Source organism: Tepidanaerobacter syntrophicus (assembly GCF_001485475.2).
In the GTDB taxonomy this organism is placed as follows: Bacteria; Bacillota; Thermosediminibacteria; order Thermosediminibacterales; family Tepidanaerobacteraceae; genus Tepidanaerobacter; species Tepidanaerobacter syntrophicus.
Window position 1 is genome coordinate 324630 of sequence record NZ_DF976999.1, and the last position, 16864, is coordinate 341493.

15 protein-coding genes and 6 tRNA genes are annotated in these 16864 nt (G+C 39.8%); 1 reads left to right on the plus strand and 20 read right to left on the minus strand.

Annotated features, from left to right (window positions below):
- Nucleotide 1: 1 nt before the first annotated feature.
- The 13 genes from TSYNT_RS02380 to hisZ form a co-directional block, all read right to left on the minus strand.
- Nucleotides 2-90, minus strand: a tRNA-Leu gene (locus tag TSYNT_RS02380).
- Between the two features lie 11 nt (nucleotides 91-101).
- Nucleotides 102-175 (minus strand) — tRNA-Cys (locus TSYNT_RS02385).
- A gap of 42 nt (nucleotides 176-217) precedes the next feature.
- Nucleotides 218-292: transfer RNA gene (locus TSYNT_RS02390), tRNA-Gly, on the minus strand.
- A gap of 7 nt (nucleotides 293-299) precedes the next feature.
- Nucleotides 300-375: transfer RNA gene (locus tag TSYNT_RS02395), tRNA-Phe, on the minus strand.
- 8 nt (nucleotides 376-383) lie between these two features.
- A tRNA-Asp gene (locus TSYNT_RS02400) sits at nucleotides 384-461 on the minus strand.
- Nucleotides 462-468: 7 nt separating this feature from the next.
- Nucleotides 469-544: transfer RNA gene (locus TSYNT_RS02405), tRNA-Val, on the minus strand.
- A gap of 197 nt (nucleotides 545-741) precedes the next feature.
- Nucleotides 742-1386: a bifunctional phosphoribosyl-AMP cyclohydrolase/phosphoribosyl-ATP diphosphatase HisIE gene (gene hisIE / locus TSYNT_RS02410; RefSeq protein ID WP_059031550.1), complete on the minus strand. Its 645-nt coding sequence runs from the start codon at nucleotides 1384-1386 to the stop codon at nucleotides 742-744.
- Between the two features lie 2 nt (nucleotides 1387-1388).
- A complete protein-coding gene (gene hisF, locus TSYNT_RS02415; protein WP_059031551.1) occupies nucleotides 1389-2138 on the minus strand; it encodes an imidazole glycerol phosphate synthase subunit HisF in 750 nt (249 codons plus the stop codon).
- Nucleotides 2131-2883: a 1-(5-phosphoribosyl)-5-[(5-phosphoribosylamino)methylideneamino]imidazole-4-carboxamide isomerase gene (gene hisA / locus TSYNT_RS02420; protein ID WP_059031552.1), complete on the minus strand. Its 753-nt coding sequence runs from the start codon at nucleotides 2881-2883 to the stop codon at nucleotides 2131-2133. The genes hisF and hisA overlap by 8 nt, the downstream gene beginning before the upstream one ends.
- A gap of 28 nt (nucleotides 2884-2911) precedes the next feature.
- Nucleotides 2912-3496 carry an imidazoleglycerol-phosphate dehydratase HisB gene (gene hisB, locus TSYNT_RS02425; protein ID WP_059031553.1) on the minus strand — a complete coding sequence of 195 codons (585 nt, stop codon included), beginning with the start codon at nucleotides 3494-3496 and terminating at the stop codon, nucleotides 2912-2914.
- Between the two features lie 15 nt (nucleotides 3497-3511).
- Nucleotides 3512-4633, minus strand: a complete 1122-nt coding sequence (gene hisC / locus TSYNT_RS02430; protein WP_059031554.1) for a histidinol-phosphate transaminase — start codon at nucleotides 4631-4633, stop codon at nucleotides 3512-3514.
- A gap of 45 nt (nucleotides 4634-4678) precedes the next feature.
- Nucleotides 4679-5299 carry an ATP phosphoribosyltransferase gene (hisG, locus tag TSYNT_RS02435; RefSeq protein ID WP_059031555.1) on the minus strand — a complete coding sequence of 207 codons (621 nt, stop codon included), beginning with the start codon at nucleotides 5297-5299 and terminating at the stop codon, nucleotides 4679-4681.
- A 28-nt stretch (nucleotides 5300-5327) separates the two neighbouring features.
- Nucleotides 5328-6434: an ATP phosphoribosyltransferase regulatory subunit gene (gene hisZ, locus TSYNT_RS02440; RefSeq protein WP_059031556.1), complete on the minus strand. Its 1107-nt coding sequence runs from the start codon at nucleotides 6432-6434 to the stop codon at nucleotides 5328-5330.
- A gap of 149 nt (nucleotides 6435-6583) precedes the next feature.
- Here hisZ and TSYNT_RS02445 point away from each other — a divergent pair, with 149 nt between their 5' ends.
- The gene (locus TSYNT_RS02445; protein ID WP_059031557.1) at nucleotides 6584-7942 is read left to right on the plus strand and encodes a phosphomannomutase/phosphoglucomutase; all 1359 of its coding nucleotides are present in this window, start codon (nucleotides 6584-6586) and stop codon (nucleotides 7940-7942) included.
- A 165-nt stretch (nucleotides 7943-8107) separates the two neighbouring features.
- Here the strand turns inward: TSYNT_RS02445 and iolO are convergent, their stop codons facing one another.
- The 7 genes from iolO to TSYNT_RS02480 form a co-directional block, all read right to left on the minus strand.
- Entirely contained in the window at nucleotides 8108-8914 is an 807-nt protein-coding gene (gene iolO / locus TSYNT_RS02450) for a 5-keto-L-gluconate epimerase (protein ID WP_059031558.1), read from the minus strand.
- A gap of 6 nt (nucleotides 8915-8920) precedes the next feature.
- A complete protein-coding gene (locus TSYNT_RS02455) occupies nucleotides 8921-10309 on the minus strand; it encodes a glycine--tRNA ligase (RefSeq protein ID WP_059031559.1) in 1389 nt (462 codons plus the stop codon).
- Nucleotides 10310-10587: 278 nt separating this feature from the next.
- Nucleotides 10588-11988, minus strand: coding sequence for an aspartate ammonia-lyase (aspA, locus tag TSYNT_RS02460; protein WP_059031560.1), 1401 nt, complete (start codon nucleotides 11986-11988; stop codon nucleotides 10588-10590).
- Nucleotides 11989-12205: 217 nt separating this feature from the next.
- Nucleotides 12206-13459: a dihydrolipoamide acetyltransferase family protein gene (locus TSYNT_RS02465; RefSeq protein WP_059031561.1), complete on the minus strand. Its 1254-nt coding sequence runs from the start codon at nucleotides 13457-13459 to the stop codon at nucleotides 12206-12208.
- A gap of 12 nt (nucleotides 13460-13471) precedes the next feature.
- Complete coding sequence (locus TSYNT_RS02470; RefSeq protein WP_059031562.1) at nucleotides 13472-14449, minus strand: alpha-ketoacid dehydrogenase subunit beta; 978 nt, start codon at nucleotides 14447-14449, stop codon at nucleotides 13472-13474.
- A gap of 32 nt (nucleotides 14450-14481) precedes the next feature.
- The gene (locus tag TSYNT_RS02475) at nucleotides 14482-15441 is read right to left on the minus strand and encodes a thiamine pyrophosphate-dependent dehydrogenase E1 component subunit alpha (RefSeq protein WP_059031563.1); all 960 of its coding nucleotides are present in this window, start codon (nucleotides 15439-15441) and stop codon (nucleotides 14482-14484) included.
- A 115-nt stretch (nucleotides 15442-15556) separates the two neighbouring features.
- Nucleotides 15557-16846: an NAD(P)H-dependent oxidoreductase gene (locus tag TSYNT_RS02480; protein WP_059031564.1), complete on the minus strand. Its 1290-nt coding sequence runs from the start codon at nucleotides 16844-16846 to the stop codon at nucleotides 15557-15559.
- Nucleotides 16847-16864 lie beyond the last annotated feature (18 nt).

Sequence of the window (16864 nt, forward strand, 5' to 3'; positions counted from 1 at the left end):
ATGGTGCCGGGGACCGGAATCGAACCGGTACGGGGTTTAACTCCCGCAGGATTTTAAGTCCTGTGCGTCTGCCTGTTCCGCCACCCCGGCGTAATCTATTTTGGAGGCGGCACCCAGATTCGAACTGGGGGTAAAGGTTTTGCAGACCTCTGCCTTACCACTTGGCTATGCCGCCAAAGTAAATCCTTAAAACAATTATACAATTATAATAGAAAAATGGAGCGGAAGACGGGATTTGAACCCGCGACCCTCGCCTTGGCAAGGCGATGCTCTACCACTGAGCCACTTCCGCACATCTATGGTGCCTTGGGGCGGAATCGAACCACCGACACGAGGATTTTCAGTCCTCTGCTCTACCGACTGAGCTACCAAGGCTAATATAATGGCGACCCAGATGGGATTCGAACCCACGACCTCCAACGTGACAGGCTGGCGTTCTAAACCAACTGAACTACTGGGCCGCATATTTGGTGGGCGAAACAGGGCTCGAACCTGTGACCCCGTGCGTGTAAGGCACGTGCTCTCCCAGCTGAGCTATCCGCCCTAAAGACAATATTTAGTATACCTGAGAATCAATTTGGTGTCAAAAACCAGGAACAGTGATTATTAAATGTTTTTTCTTTCTTGCGAGTTGTATCTCTCGCTTGCTATGTTTATCTACTATATCTCCTGTATTTCTGAAACCATCAGCCTTGTAAGCTTCGTCGACTGTTTTTATTATACAAATTTTTAGGCTTTTTGTCAAGAACGCTGCTTGTGCCGCTTCTCAAGCTCATCTGCAATTTCTTCTAATGATATCCCGTCATAGCGCAGTGCAACAAGCAAGTGAAAAATTAAGTCGGCTGATTCATATACTATATCATCTTTCTTTTGACTCATAGAAGCTATAATTACCTCCGCTGCCTCTTCCCCTACCTTTTTTAATATTCTCTCTCTGCCGCCTTTGTAAAGCTTCGCTACATAAGATGCCTCAGGCTTTTCGGAAAATCTCGAGTCTATTATTTCGGCAAGCTCATCTAAGAATTCCAGCGTGCCGGAAGAGTTTTCTTCTTCAGTTTCTTCAGCTTCTTTTGCATCCTTTAAGCTCCGGTAAAAGCAAGAAACATTTCCTGTATGACAGGCTGGTCCGGCTGCATCTACTTTTAGAAGAAGAGCATCCTCGTCGCAGTCATAAAAAATACTTTTTACATAGAGAAAATTACCGCTGGTCTCGCCTTTTTGCCAAAGGCTTTTTCTCTTGCGGCTGTAAAACCAAGCCGTTCCTGTTTCTAAAGTCTTCATCAGCGATTCCTCATTCATGTATGCCAGCATCAGCACTTCTTTTGTTTTGTAATCCTGGACTATCGCAGGCACAAGACCATTCTCGCCGTACTTTATATCGATCATTTCTACACATCTACTCCTTGAGACCTTAAATATTCTTTGATTTCGCTAATCTTTAGGATTCCCTTATGAAAAACTGATGCCCCTAAAGCTCCTGCCGCTTTACCCTCTACTAACACATCTTTAAAATGCTCCAGCTTCCCGGCCCCTCCGGAAGCTACGACCGGCACGTTTACCGCCTCTGCTACTGCCCGAGTCAGTGGTATGTCATAACCATTTTGAGCACCGTCTGCATCTATGCTTGTAAGAAGAATTTCTCCTGCTCCAAGTTCTGCAGCTTTTTTGCACCACTCGACTGCATCAAGCCCTGTTGGCTCTTTTCCTCCATATATGTAAACTTCCCAGCCTCCATTATTCTTTTTTGCGTCACATGCCAAAACGATATGTTCACTTCCAAATTTCTTAGCGCTTTCACTTATAAGTTGAGGATTCCTAACTGCTGCAGTTCCTATAGAAACCTTTGTAACTCCTGCTTCCAGTAATTTTTCAATATCTTCTAGTGTAGATATCCCACCGCCTACTGTAAAGGGCACATTTACTTTCTCTGCAACTTTCCTTGCCAAATCAACCATGGTTTTTCTGCCTTCCACTGTTGCCGATATATCCAAAAATACTATTTCATCGGCACCTTCTTTATCATAAAAGGCTGCCATTTCTACAGGGTCTCCCATATCCTCCACATTTTCAAAATTGATACCTTTTACTACTCTTCCATCTTTCATGTCAAGGCAGGCAATGATTTTTTTCTTACTCATTTTGGCACACTCCCTTTTTAAAATAAAACTTCTTTAATACTGACTTTAAATCCAGAGTGCCATCATACAGTGCCCTTCCTATAATCGCCCCATCCAGGCCATGCCCTTCTAATTTTGCAAGCTTTTCTAAATCTTTTATAGAGGAAATACCTCCGGAGGCAATTACAGAAAAACCACCAAAGTCCAAAATTTTTTCGATGGCCGCAATATTCGGTCCCCGCATCATGCCATCTCTGGAAATATCAGTATAAATAATGGTTTTTACACCAATATTTTTAAGGGTTTTAAGTAATTCTTCCACCTTTATGCCGGAATCCTTTATCCAGCCCTCAACAGCTACTTCATCGCCTCGCGCATCTATGCCAACTGCCACTTTATCAGGCCCAGATTCTGATATAGTTTCTTCTATAAGCTTTAGATTATTAACGGCTGAGGTCCCGAAAACCAGGCGGTTTATTCCGAGGTTTAAATATCTTTCAACTGTTTCTTTATGTCTTATGCCGCCGCCAAGTTGAATATTTATGCAAACATCTTTGCGTATTTTTTCTATTATATCAAAATTAACAGGACAAGCGGTTTTTGCACCATCTAAGTCTACTATATGAATCCACTGCGCTCCTTGGCTTTGCCAGTGCTTTGCAGCATCAACGGGATTCTCGAAATAAACGGTTTCCTTTGAAAAATCACCTTGGGCAAGTCTTACGCACTTGCCTCCCATAATATCTACGGCCGGGTATATGTTCATCGGTTCACCTCGCAAAATTCACGGTTTTTTAAAGGACGCCTTTAGTAGACGGGACTCCCTTTTCTCTTGGATCGACACGCACTGCATCTTTTAATGCTCTTCCAAATGCCTTAAAAAGGGCTTCGATTATATGATGGGTGTTTTGGCCTCTTATCGCATCTAAATGAAGGGTAATACAGGCACTACTTGCAAAAGCTCTGAAAAACTCCTCTACAAGCTCCACATCAAAATCTCCTACTTTATCTTTGCTAAAATCTGCATTAAAAAATAAAAACGGCCTGCCGCTAATATCCACAGCACAAAAAGCCAGGGCTTCATCCATGGGCACATAAAAGCTTCCATATCGGCCAATGCCTTCTTTTTTCCCTAATGCTTTAGCAAAAGTCTCTCCCAACACTATTCCAATATCTTCTGTTATGTGATGAAAATCTACTTCCACATCGCCTTTAGCTTCAATATCCAAGTCAAAAAGAGAATGACGTGAAAAAAGCGTCAGCATGTGATTTAGAAAAAAGGCCGGTGTTTGAATAGAGCTTTTTCCTTCTCCGTCTAAGTTTATCTTAAGTTTTATTTGTGTTTCCTTTGTATTTCTTATACTTTCAGCAATTCGCATCTAAAACCCACCTTTTTACTTAGAGCTCATTATTTCTTTCAAGGATGCTAAAAGCAAATCATTTTGCTCAGGGGTACCTATGCAAAAGCGCAGACAATCTTTAAGCACATCATCGCCAAAGCGGCGAGTAAGTATGCCTTTCTTTAGTAGTTCCTCATATACCATATCCCTGGGTTTTTTAAGCTCGCATAAGAAAAAGTTTGCGGAACTCGGATATACCGTTACACCGTCAATCTTTTCTAAGCCATTTTGCAGCCGCTCTCTTTCTTTTATAAATTCTTGCTGCACTTTTTTAAGCCAATCGGTTTGCCTTAACATTTCTACTGCTGCAATTTGCGAAAAAAGACTGACATTGTAAGGCATTTTTACCTTAAACAGCTGAGCTATCGCATCCTCATGGCCTATAGCGTATCCTACTCGCAGCCCTGCCAAGGAAAATATCTTGGAGAACGTGCGAATGACTATGATGTTTGGATATTTTGAAATACTGTCGGCAAATGTCTTGCCCCCAAATTCAAAATAAGCTTCGTCTATTGCCACTATTCCGTTAAAATCTCTTATCAGGTCTTCTAATTTGTCGTCATCGAAATAATCACCCGTCGGGTTGTTGGGATGACACAAAAACATCAATTGAGGTTTATCTTTTGTGAAATGCTTTTTTATATCATCAATTGGGATATCCCAAAAGCATTTACCCTTTTCTTGTTTTTTTAATAGGGGAACTTTGATGACATTGGATCCGGCAATTGTTGAAAAGATTTCATAGCTTGAAAATGTAGGAAATGGAATTATAACATCGCGACCGGGGCCTGCAAAGGCCATAATTATGTCATAGATTACCTCGTCGCCACCACTGCCTACAAATATTTGATCAAACTTTGCACCTGTATATTTTGAAAGGTTTTCTCTGACTTCGTCACAGGTGGGATCATAATAGTAATTAAAGTGCTCATCCATAAGCCTTTTCCATATCCGTTCTTTTATTTCAAGAGGCACGTCATATGGACTTTCATTTGCGTCAAGTTTTATCTTGCAGGGTTCATTTGACGGCATATACGGAACAAGATTTAATATATCTTCGCGCACAAAACGCGTAATTTGTGCTGTAATAGTAATCTCCTCCTTAACAGTTTCCATATTGCATAATTATACACCTTTGAAGACTAATATTCTACTGTAAAATCATGCAATCTTGTTCAATTTCTCCATTAAGCTCAATATCATATCAGATTTTATCCTAAAGCTAACCTGATTTGCAATAAGTCTGCTGCTTATCGGACATATTTCTTCAACTATTTTCAAATTATTTTTTTTAAGTGTCATCCCTGTTGAAACAATATCCACAATAGCGTCAGAAAGTCCCAATATCGGTCCAAGCTCAACAGAGCCGTGAAGCTTTATTATTTCTACCGGAAATCCTTGCTTTATAAAATGTTCTTCTGCTATGTTCGGGTAGCTTGTGGCAACTCGGTAAATCGGCGCACCTTCTGGCATATCGGACGGAGCTGCTACTACCATCCGGCACTTTCCTATATTTAAATCTAGGAGCTCGAATACCTCATTTTTGTTTTCCAATAGTATGTCTTTGCCGGCAATTCCCACGTCGGCTACGCCGTGTTCTACATACGTAGAAACATCTGACGGTTTTGCTAAGATTATCCTTAGCCCATAATCTTCAAAATCAAAAAACAGCCGCCGCGAGCTTTCGCTAATCTCCTCTAAGTTCATTTGTATCTTTTTAAAGAGCTCCAGGCTTTCTTCTAAAATTCTCCCTTTTGAAAATGCGATTTTAAGTAGTTCCAAAGAAAACTCTCCTTACTAAATTAATATTTCAGTGATCTTTTTCTACAGAGACCATTTTAACTATCATGCCCTGATTTCTCATTTCTTCTGCTTTATTTAGGGCATCGGCAAATTTTTCCGGCATATAGAAAAGATAGAAAGGTTTATAATCATCTTCAACTTTTTTGTCAATTATAGTAAGAATACTGTTTTCTGAAAGGGCAAAACCAGTAGCAGGCCTTGAGCCGTTAAACTTGTCCAAAAGATTATCGTACCTGCCGCCTCCCCCTAATGGAAATCCGGCTTCCGGTGAATATATTTCAAACACTATTCCGGTATAGTAATCCATTCCTCGGGCAAGCCCCGGGTCAAAGGTTATACTTATGTTGTCAAATTTTCTTACTATCTTCCAAAGCTCCTCAAGCTCATATATTGCCATTTTACATTTATCATTAAGAGAAAACTTTCTAATCTCCTGCAATATTTTTGGGCCTCCATAGAAATACGGAAGAGATAAAAATATTTCCTTCGCCGAAGTCTCAAGCTCATTAGATTCAACTAGTTCTTTTAACAGAACAAAATTTTTATTTTTAATCGCCCATGCTATATTATCTTTTAAAGAAGAGTCTCCTTCTACTTCATCTAAAAGGCCTTCTAAAAACTTCGTGTGTCCAACATTTATTATAAAGTCACTTATTCCCGCTTTCTCTAAGATTGAAGATGCAAGAAGTATAATTTCAATATCAGCCTCAATACCCGGGATACCTATCAGCTCAGCGCCTATTTGATAAAACTCCTGGTCTTTTCCTTTTTGCATCTCCTGGAATCTAAAAACGTTAGACATATAGCAAAATCTTAAAGGCAAGTTGTGATCGCTGTAGTGAGTTGCCACCATTCTTGCAATAGATGTGGTAATATCCGGTCTTAGCGCCATAACGCTGCCTTGTCTGTCAAAAAATTTAAACACCTTTTCGGCAAAGCCATGCTGACCGCTCCGCGCAAATGTCTCTAAGTATTCAAAAGAAGGTGCTGTTATCTCTTCATAACCCCAACTGTTTAAAATTTCAGCAGCTGCGCTTTCGATGCGATTTTTTTTGCGGACTTGGGGAGGCAAGTAATCTTTTACCCCTGCCGGTTTTCTGAAATATCTTGGCATTGCTGCACATCCTTTAGTATATTAAATCGTTAAAGGAATATTAACATAACAATTTGGAATAATCAATAGGAATATGTTATAATTTATATTACAAAAAGATTATAACAACTTTAGACACAAGTATGGTTTAGGGTTAAGGGGGCAATATTATGAAGCTGAATCCATATGTATTCCGGCAGTACGATATCAGAGGTATTGTAGGAAAGGAACTGGATGAAGAATTTGCAAGGGGGCTGGGCCGGGCCTTTGGAACATTTGCGCAAAGAGGAGGCCATCACTGCGCAATTGTAGGATGTGATAACCGAGAATCTTCGCCGGCACTCAAAAAAGCTGTCATTGAAGGGCTGCTTTCTTCAGGATGCGATGTGGTAGACATAGGGACGGTTACGACTCCAATATTTTATTTTGCGCGTGTGCATTATGATATAAATCCGGGTATTATGGTAACTGCAAGTCATAACCCTCCGGAGTTTAATGGCTTTAAGGTGGCATACGGCCCGGCGACGCTTTATGGAGATGATATTCAAAGGCTTAGGGTAATGATGGAAAAGGATGACTTTATTTCAGGAAACGGCTCTTTGAGCTGCAAAGATCCTTGCGAAGATTACATAAATATGATTTGTGAAAAAGTAAAGCTTTCAAAAAGTCTAAGGGTCGGCATAGATTGTGGAAACGGCACTGCATCTCTTTTTGCTGAAAAGCTTTTTACTCGTTTAGGTGTCGATGTATATCCTTTATACTGCGAATCTGATCCTACTTTTCCAAATCACTTTCCCGATCCGGTTAAACCCGAAAATTTAGCAGATCTTAAAGAATTAGTTTTGAAAGAAAAACTGGATGTAGGTATTGGATTCGACGGTGACGGTGACAGAATCGGCGTTGTAGATGATAAAGGAAATATAATTTACGGCGATATGCTGATGATATTATTTTGGCGGGAGATAATGCCAAAATACCCCGGTGCCATAGCAATTGTAGAGGTAAAATGTTCTCAAGCTTTGGTAGATGAAATAAAAAAACTAGGCGGCAAGCCTATGTTCTATAAAACAGGTCATTCACTGATAAAGGCAAAAATGCGGGAAGTTGGAGCTATATTTACCGGTGAAATGTCCGGGCATATGTTTTTTGCAGATGAATACTATGGTTTTGACGATGCGTTTTATGCCGCAGCAAGACTGCTGAGGATTTTATCCAACGCCGACAAAAAACTTTCTGAGCTGCTGGCTGATGTTCCTAAATACTATTCCACACCGGAAATTCGGGTCCCGTGTCCTGATGAAGAAAAGTTGGGTAAAGTGGAGGCCGTAAAAAACTTCTTCAAAGACAAATACCCCATAATCGATGTAGACGGAGCAAGAATAGTTTTTCCTGACGGCTGGGGACTTGTTAGAAGTTCAAATACCGGCCCCGAGCTTATAGTAAGATGTGAATCAAAAACACCTGAGGGTTTGGAGAAAATCAAAAAGGAAATTCAGGAAGCCCTGGCACCTTTAAAAGTATTTGAGTGATTAGTGAATTTCTATATGTATAGAAGGCTACTTAACTATAAGTAGCCTTCTATCGTATTTCTCTACTAATTTTTCGCAATAAATCTAATTCTAATCGCACTTTTTCTGCTGTTCCCGCTTAGAATGACGCCCATTCCAGACATACAAAATAAGCTTTAAATTTGCTTATAATAAAGGTTTGATGTTTTTTATTGATTTTTCTGCAGCCACATCAGGTGTAGGAAATGGCAGACATTCAAAAGCTATGAAACCATCATACTTTATATCTTTTAATGCTTCGATGATACTTCTAAAGTCAATATGGCCATGGCCGGGATACCATCTATCGCTGTCGGCAAAATGAAAATGTCCTAAGAATTCTCTTGCTTTAAGTATGCTTTTTCTCATATCGGGTTCTTCTATATTCATATGAAACGTGTCTAGATGTATTTTAAGATGCGGTGAATTTATTTTTTTGATAAACTTCAGGCTTTCTTCAACATTGTTAATGAAATTTGTTTCGTACCTATTTATTGCCTCATTTAAGATAGTGACATTGTTTTTTTCTGCAAAATTAATTACCTTATAGAAACATTCAAGAGCATAATTTTCGTATTTTTTGCGGTCATTTGTATTTATAATAGTGCCTCTCATTGAACCTATTATTACCTTCGCGTTAAGCTTTTTTGCAGCAGAAATATGATCAAATATTCTTTTTACGGCTCTTTCTCTTACATCATCATCCGGATCTGTAAAACTTAATCCATCGATCCCATAACCCATACCTGTTCCGATAGTAGAAACTGCAATATTGTTTTTATCACATGCCTTTTGTATCTCCTTGATATCTAACGTATTTGGGTCTTTTACATGGATTTCTACCGCATCATATCCCATCTGTGCCGCTTTTTGGATATTTTCGGTATAGCTTCCTCTTAAAACAATCGGCGCATTTTCAGCTGCTGACTCTACTATTGTAATACTGAGTTTCATTTGTGGTCACCGCTCAAGATTTAGTTTTTCTTTTAAGTAATCCTTCACTTTTTCTATTTCTACCCTGTCCTGCTGCATGGTATCTCTGTCTCTTATTGTAACTTTATTATCTTCCAAGCTGTCAAAGTCTATGGTAATAGCAAAGGGGGTCCCGATTTCATCCTGTCTGCGGTAGCGTTTACCTATACTGCCTGTGTTATCATACTCAACATTGTAATGTTTTTTTAGGTCATGATAAATTTTTAATGCAAGTTCTTCCAGCGGTTCTTTCCTTAAAAGCGGAAGCACGGCGCACTTGATAGGTGCAAGACTTGGCTTTAGGTGAAGCACTACTCGAGTTTCGCCTTCGACTTCTTCTTCGTCATATGCATCGCACAAAACAGCTAAAATTGTTCTGTCTACTCCAACTGAAGGCTCAATTACATATGGAACTATTTGTTTATTTTCTACAGGATCAAAATATGTTAGAGATTTACCTGAATATTCCATATGGCGTGTTAAGTCATAATCGGTTCTGTTTGCAACGCCCCACAATTCACCCCAACCAAAGGGGAATTTATATTCAAGATCGGTTGTGGCTTTAGAATAATGTGAAAGTTCTTCAGGTGAGTGATCTCTTAGTCTCAAATTTTCCTTCCTTACTCCGAGCAATGTAAAAAATTCCATTGTAAACTTGCGCCAGTATTCGAACCATTCTTGGTCATCTCCGGGTTTTACGAAAAACTCCAACTCCATCTGCTCGAATTCCCTTGTTCTAAAGATAAAATTACCTGGTGTTATTTCATTTCTAAAAGATTTTCCTATCTGAGCAATGCCAAATGGCAGTTTCATGCGGCAAGAGTCCAAAACATTTTTGAAGTTTACAAATATGCCTTGGGCTGTTTCGGGACGAAGGTAAACTACCGAGCTTGAATCCTCTGTAACCCCTTGATATGTTTTAAACATTAAGTTAAATACCCTGGCTTCTGTCCATGCTACGCTGCCGCATACTGGGCATTTTATGTTGTTTTCATGAATTATTTTTGTAAGTTCGTCAACTTTTTTACCCTCAACATGCATATCAAGTGCATCTTCTATAAGATGATCCGCTCGAAATCTGGATTTGCACTGCTTGCAATCTATTAAAGCATCATTAAAGCCTGCCACATGGCCGGAGGCCTCCCAAACCTTAGGGTGCATCAAAATTGCACTATCCAGACCTACTACGTCATCTCTTTCATGAACTACTTTTTTCCACCAAAAATTCTTCACATTTCTTTTAAGTTCTGTTCCTAGTGGTCCATAATCCCAAGTATTGGCAAGCCCTCCGTATATAGCCGAACTTTGGAAAATGAATCCTCTCTTCTTACAAAGTGAAACTATCTTGTTCATATTTTTTTCAGTATCCTTAATCATTACAAATTTCCTCCCGTTAAATAATAGTTAAAATACTAAAACCCCTAAACCACTTTAATGGTCTAGGGGTCCTTTGTTGCCGGACGGTTCCACCCTAGTTGCAGGAATCTCCTGCCACTTTTTGGAACTTACTATAAGTTTTTAAACTACCGCATTCTGTTGCCAGACCCTTTTTAACGCAGAGCTTGCACCATCCTCTGCTCGCTTTAAGGCATTGAAAAAGGTCACCAGACGCTTAGATAAAATATATACTATTGTTTATGCCAAGTCAAGACTCTTTATTCACATAAAATGCCGGGTTCTGTCATGGCCTTTGGTGAGAGAATTTCTTCTATTATGTCTTCGGGTAAAATCTTTTTTCTCAAAAGTATTTCCTGAACTGTTTCATCGCTTTCTGATAGCTCTTTTGCAATTTGCGATGCTTTTTCATATCCGATATGAGGAAGTAAAGCTGTTATTATGCCGATGCTTTTTTCTACCATTTCCCTGCAGTGTTCCTTGTTGGCTGTTATTCCAACTATACATTTTTCTCTAAATGTCCTTATAGCATTTGTTAAAATCTCTACAGATTGAAGCAGATTATAAACGATGACAGGTTCCATTACATTTAACTCCAGTTGGCCTGCACCGGCTGCAAGGCTTATTGTATGATCATTGCCCATTACCTGAAATGCGACTTGGTTTACAACCTCAGGGATTACGGGATTTACTTTGCCTGGCATTATGGAAGAACCCGGCTGCATCGGAGGAAGCTTGATTTCCGCAATACCGGCTCTTGGCCCTGAAGCCATTAGGCGTAAATCATTAGCGATTTTTGATAAATTCAAAGCTAATATCTTCAGCGTCGACGAAAAGTCTGCCAGAGCATCTGTATTTTGAGTAGCGTCAACTAAGCTTTCTGTCTTTTTTAAGGGAAGGCCTGAGATGTCTTTAAGATATTTTACAGCAAGCTCTATATACTCCACCTTTGCGTTAAGACCTGTGCCTACGGCAGTTGCTCCTAAATTTATCTCATGAAGAGCTTTAAGTGAAGTTTTTATTCTATTTACATCTCGTCCGATTGCTCTTGAATATGCCTCGAATTCTTGCCCCATTCTAATAGGAACAGCATCCTGCAGATGGGTGCGGCCTATTTTTACTACATCATCTAATTCTTTAGCCTTTTTTAGTAAGGCATTTTGTAGTAATTTTATTTCATCAAGAAGATTTTTTGTAAGTTTTATCGTTGCAATGCGTATAGCTGTGGGAAACACATCATTTGTCGACTGCGACATATTTACATCTGTATTTGGTGAAATTATCGTGTAATCCCCTTTTTCGCCGCCTAAAATTTCGATTGCCCGGTTAGCTATGACTTCATTTACATTCATGTTTATAGAGGTGCCTGCCCCGCCTTGAATTGCATCAACCACAAATTGGTCGGCAAGTTTTCCGGCTAGTATTTCGTCAGCAGCGTAAATAATAGCCTTGCCTTTTCTTTCATCTAAAAGGCCAAGTTCCATATTCGCCATTGCCGCCGCTTTTTTTACCATGGCAACTGCTAAAAACAGTTCCGGATGAGGCTTATGCCCCGTTATATTGAAGTTTTCTACGGCCCGCAGGGTTTGTATTCCGTAATAAGCATCCTTTGGAACTTCTTTGTCTCCCAATAAATCATGCTCAATCCTAAATCCGCTCATTTATTATCCTTCTCCTTTTTAAAATCTTTAAAAGAGCTTAAAGTTGTATTCTGTGTATTGTATACATATTTTATCATACTTAAGTTTTATGCACAATAACTCTTGCAAATAAAAACCCAATCCCTGCAGCATCTCTCTTTAGAAAGATTTGCCTTATTGGGATTGGGTAAGTGTTTCATTATTTAACCTGTGAGTTTTTAAATATTAGAATTAAATTTTAAAGTATCATATTAATAGGTTCCTCAAGAATTTGCTTTAGGTTCTGAAGGAATTTTGCTCCTGCTGCGCCGTCTATCACTCGATGATCACAGGAAAGCGTCAGGTTCATCATGGGTTTTACGACAATTTCATCGTTTTCCGCTGCCACCGGTTTTTTCATCATCTTTCCTACTGCAAGTATGGCTGTTTCAGGTTGATTGATTATTGCGCTAAAGTTTTCTATATCATACATGCCCAGATTAGATATGGTAAATGTACCTCCATAATAATCGTCAGGCAGTAATTTTCTATCCCTCGCCTTTGCGATAAGTTCTGAAGTTTCTTTTGCTATTTCTATCAGACCTTTTTTGTCGGCATTCTTGATTACAGGAACGATTAAACCATCATCTAATGCTACTGCAAGACCTATATTTATTTCTTCTTTTAAAATTATCTCTTCTTCTGTGAAACTAGAATTTATTATCGGGTTTTGCTTTAGTGCCACTGCCGCAGCTTTAATTAATATATCGTTATACGAGAGCTTAACATTGTGCTTTTCTATAACAGATGGAAGTAATTTTTCCCTAAGTTCTATAACTTTTGTCATATCAGCATCTAAAGATAGATAAATGTGAGGTGCAAGTTTTTTGCTGGCAGCCATTTTTTCTGCGATTATTTTTCTCATACCTGTTACGGGAATTGTTCTTTTTATAGTAAACTCAGCAGGTTTAAGCTGCTTATCTATTTGCTTTGCTTGCTCTACTTCTCTTTCAGGCGGAGCAGATTCAGATTTGGTTCTTTCAATATAAGACGTTACATCTTTTTCTACTATCCTGCCTCCGGGACCTGTGCCTATCAGTTTAGATAAATCTATGTTGTTTTCTTTTGCAATTCTTCTTGCGGCAGGAGATGCTTTAATTTTTCTCAAAGGTCCGGTCTCTTCAGCAGAAGGTTTTTCTTCTTGTTTTTTCTGCTCCGTTTCCTTTGCTTCGATTTTTTCCTTTTGTCCGCTAAGGTATTGGGAAATATCTTCGTTTTTATCTGCTATTATGGCTATAGGCTCCCCGATATGAACGATTTCTCCTTCTTTTACGAGAATTTTTCTAAGTATTCCAGAGGCCGGTGCTTCATCTTCGATATTTACTTTGTCTGTTTGAATTTCTGCATATACCTCGCCTTCTTGAATAGGGTCGCCTTCTTTTTTCAGCCATTTTGTAATTGACCCTTCGGTCATTGTAGTGCCAAGTTTTGGCATGGTAACTATGGTAGCCATGGGTATCCTCCTTTACGCCAGCACTTCTTTTACGCCCTGGATAATGTTTTCTACTTGAGGTACTGCATGTCTTTCAAGATTCGGATTATAGGGAATTGGTATATCAAGTCCCGCCAATCGCTTTATCGGCGCATCGAGGTAGTCAAATGCTTCGCTTCCTGCAATCTGAGCAGCTATTTCCGCTCCCCAGCCATAGTATATGGGATCATCTTCAACTATCATTACCCTGCCGGTTTTTTTGACTGAATTTGCTATGGTTGGAAGATCTAAGGGCTTTAAAGTTCTGGGATCTACTACTTCTATATCTATTCCTTCTTTTTCTAGTTCCTTAGCGGCTTCTAAAGCTCTTTGCACCATTATGGAACCTGCAACTACGGTAATGTCTTTACCCTGCCGTTTTATATCGGCCTTTCCTATCGGCACGATGTAATCTTCCTCCGGCACCTCTCCTTTTGTCCAATAAAGTAATTTATGTTCGGCAAAAACCACAGGATTGTTATCTCTTATGGAAGCTTTTATTAGACCTTTTGCGTCATATGCCGTTGATGGCATTACCACCTTTAGACCGGGAAAATGGGCAAATACAGCCGGAAAGCTTTGAGAGTGCTGAGCAGCAGCTCCTGTGCCACAACCCATAGGTCCTCGAATAACCATAGGCACTTGTGCTTTTCCGCCAAACATGTACCTTATCTTCGCGCCTTGGTTTACTAGTTGGTCCATGGCGATTGTAAAAAAGTCAAAGAACATGATCTCCGCTACCGGCCGCATACCGCACAGTGCCGCTCCTACTGAAGCCCCGGCTATTGCAGCTTCAGATATAGGCGTGTCAATTATCCTGTCTTCGCCAAATTCCTCAAAAAGCCCCTTGGTAACTCCAAATGCACCGCCATAAAGTCCTACGTCTTCTCCTAAAATAAAAACATTTTTGTCCCTTATAAGTTCTTCCCGCAGCCCTTCTCTCAAGGCCTCAATATAAAGTTTTTCAGCCAATTATATCGCCTCCGATTCCATTTTCCTTGTTTTCATGCATATACGCCTTCCATAATTTCTTCGACTTTGGGCTCGGGACTGTTTTTTGCATACTCTAAGGCTTCTTGAATAGCTTTTTCTACTGATTTTTCTATTTGGTCAAGTTCTTCTTCTGTAGCAACGCCTTCACTTATTAATTTCTGTCGATATCTTTTTATGGGGCATTTTTGTTTCCATGCCTCTTCTTCTTCTCTTGTCCTGTAAACTCTCGGGTCGCTTTTTGAATGCCCTAGCCAACGATAGGTTTTAGCTTCTATAATAGATGGGCCCTGACCTTGTCTTGCTCGTTCTACTGCTGCTTTTGTCACCTCGTATACCGCCTCTACGTCATTACCGTCGACTATAACGCCCGGTATATTGTATGCTGCTGCCCTGTCTGCCACGTCCTTTGCGGCACTTGCCTTTTCGAAAGGAACAGACATTCCATATAGATTGTTTTCACAAAGATATACTACCGGCAATTTTTTAACTGCACCAAAATTTACTGCTTCATGAAATGCTCCCTGATTTGTAGCTCCATCTCCAAAAAAGCACAGCGTCACTTTTCCGTCATTTCTCAATTTAGAAGCAAGGGCAGCACCGGTTGCTATTGGTATGCCGCCGCCTACTATCCCGTTTGCACCTAAGTTTCCCATTGTAAGGTCCGCTATGTGCATAGAACCGCCGCGTCCCCTGCAGTATCCTGTCTCTTTTCCTAAAAGTTCGGCAAACATTTGAGGAAGTTTGCCGCCTTTTGCTATGCAGTGGCCATGGCCTCTATGGGTGCTTGTAATCATGTCATCTTTTTCTAAGGCGGCTATTGATCCCACCGCCGATGCCTCTTCTCCCACCGAAAGATGGCAGGTTCCCCATATAAGATTTGCCTTAAAAAGCCTATCCACTTCCAACTCAAAATTCCTTATTTCACACATCTTTTGATACATCCACAATTTCTTATCCTTGGTCAAATTCATTAAACCAGCTCCTTTGGATAATGACTCAAGAATTTTAACAAATTCTAATGCTCTTTATTTTTATACTTAACACCAGTTTCTATGGAATATTTTGTGTTACATGATTCAAACCAAACTAAAAAGTCATATCTTGTAATTTGCGCAACTGTAAGATAAACGAATTCTCGTCTAGTTCTACTGCATCATATGTTAAGGTTTCTCCTTTTTTAATATCAGTTTTAACTTTTACTTTAGGGCTTACCAATCCTATCGGAAGAGCGTTATCTTTTTTGGCATTTTCAAAGGTGTCAATTACTCCGTATACTGTATAACCTCCAATGCTATCAAGGTATTCTCCCGCCTTCAAGTCTTTCTTGGCTACCGCTACTGTCTCAGAAACCGGAGCTCCTTTTGGCACTATTGTTGGCTCATGATATATGCAAGCCCTTGCTGCAGACAAAGGTGTTTCGATGCTTGTAAGATGGTATGGTCTATACAAAATATAGTTAGGACCTTCACCCATAGAAAGATATGCCATTTCTTCTTTTACCGCCGGAAGATCTGTAGTTATTATGACAAAAACTCCCGGGGCTATTCCTTTAACAAATTCTACCACTTGATATCTGTCTAGAATTCCTCCCTGCTCCTTTAAGCTTAAAAGCTTTGGAAGCTCTTTAACTGTAGACTCAGGTCCAATCATTCCTCTTTTTGTTGGTACGAAACCGGTTGCGTTTGAAACACATGTCATTTCGACCATAGTTTTGGTCCCATCGACAAAGGAAGCAAGCATTTTGGGATTCATATTACTTGCCTGAGCTTTTTCCCTAACGGTATCAGGATTAGCTTCGATGTCTAAAGGATTGTTTTTGCCTTTTCCTGCCACAAGTATCTTAAAGCCCATAGCATCTGCAAAATCATAAAGTTCTTTTACGGCTCCGGGTTCATCGCCTGCTGATACTGTGTATACGACGCCGGCACTGTCTGCCATCTTCTTAAGTAGCGGTCCTACTGTAACATCGGTTTCTACATTAAGCATCACTATATTTTTGCCGTTATAAATAGAATCAAAAGCTATGCGTGCGCCAACATCAGGCACTCCGGTAAGATCTAAAACTACATCGATAGGAAGCGTGCTTGTAATTACGTTAAAGTCCTCTGTTATTACATATTTGCCCTTTTGTATAGCAGTCTCTGCTTCTACAGCCTTATTTGCAACTGCAATGTCATCACTGCTTATGCCTGCTAAAAGATATGCATTCTTTGCTCTTTCTATGTCTATATCCGAAATTATCGCAGGCAAAATACCTTTCATGCAAAACATCTGGCTTACCATGCCTCGCCCCATCTGTCCTGCACCTACTATACCGGCCCTTATCTTCTTTCCTTGCTCATCAAGCTCTTTAAGTTTTGTGTTTAAATTTAACATCTATCTTCATCTCCCAAT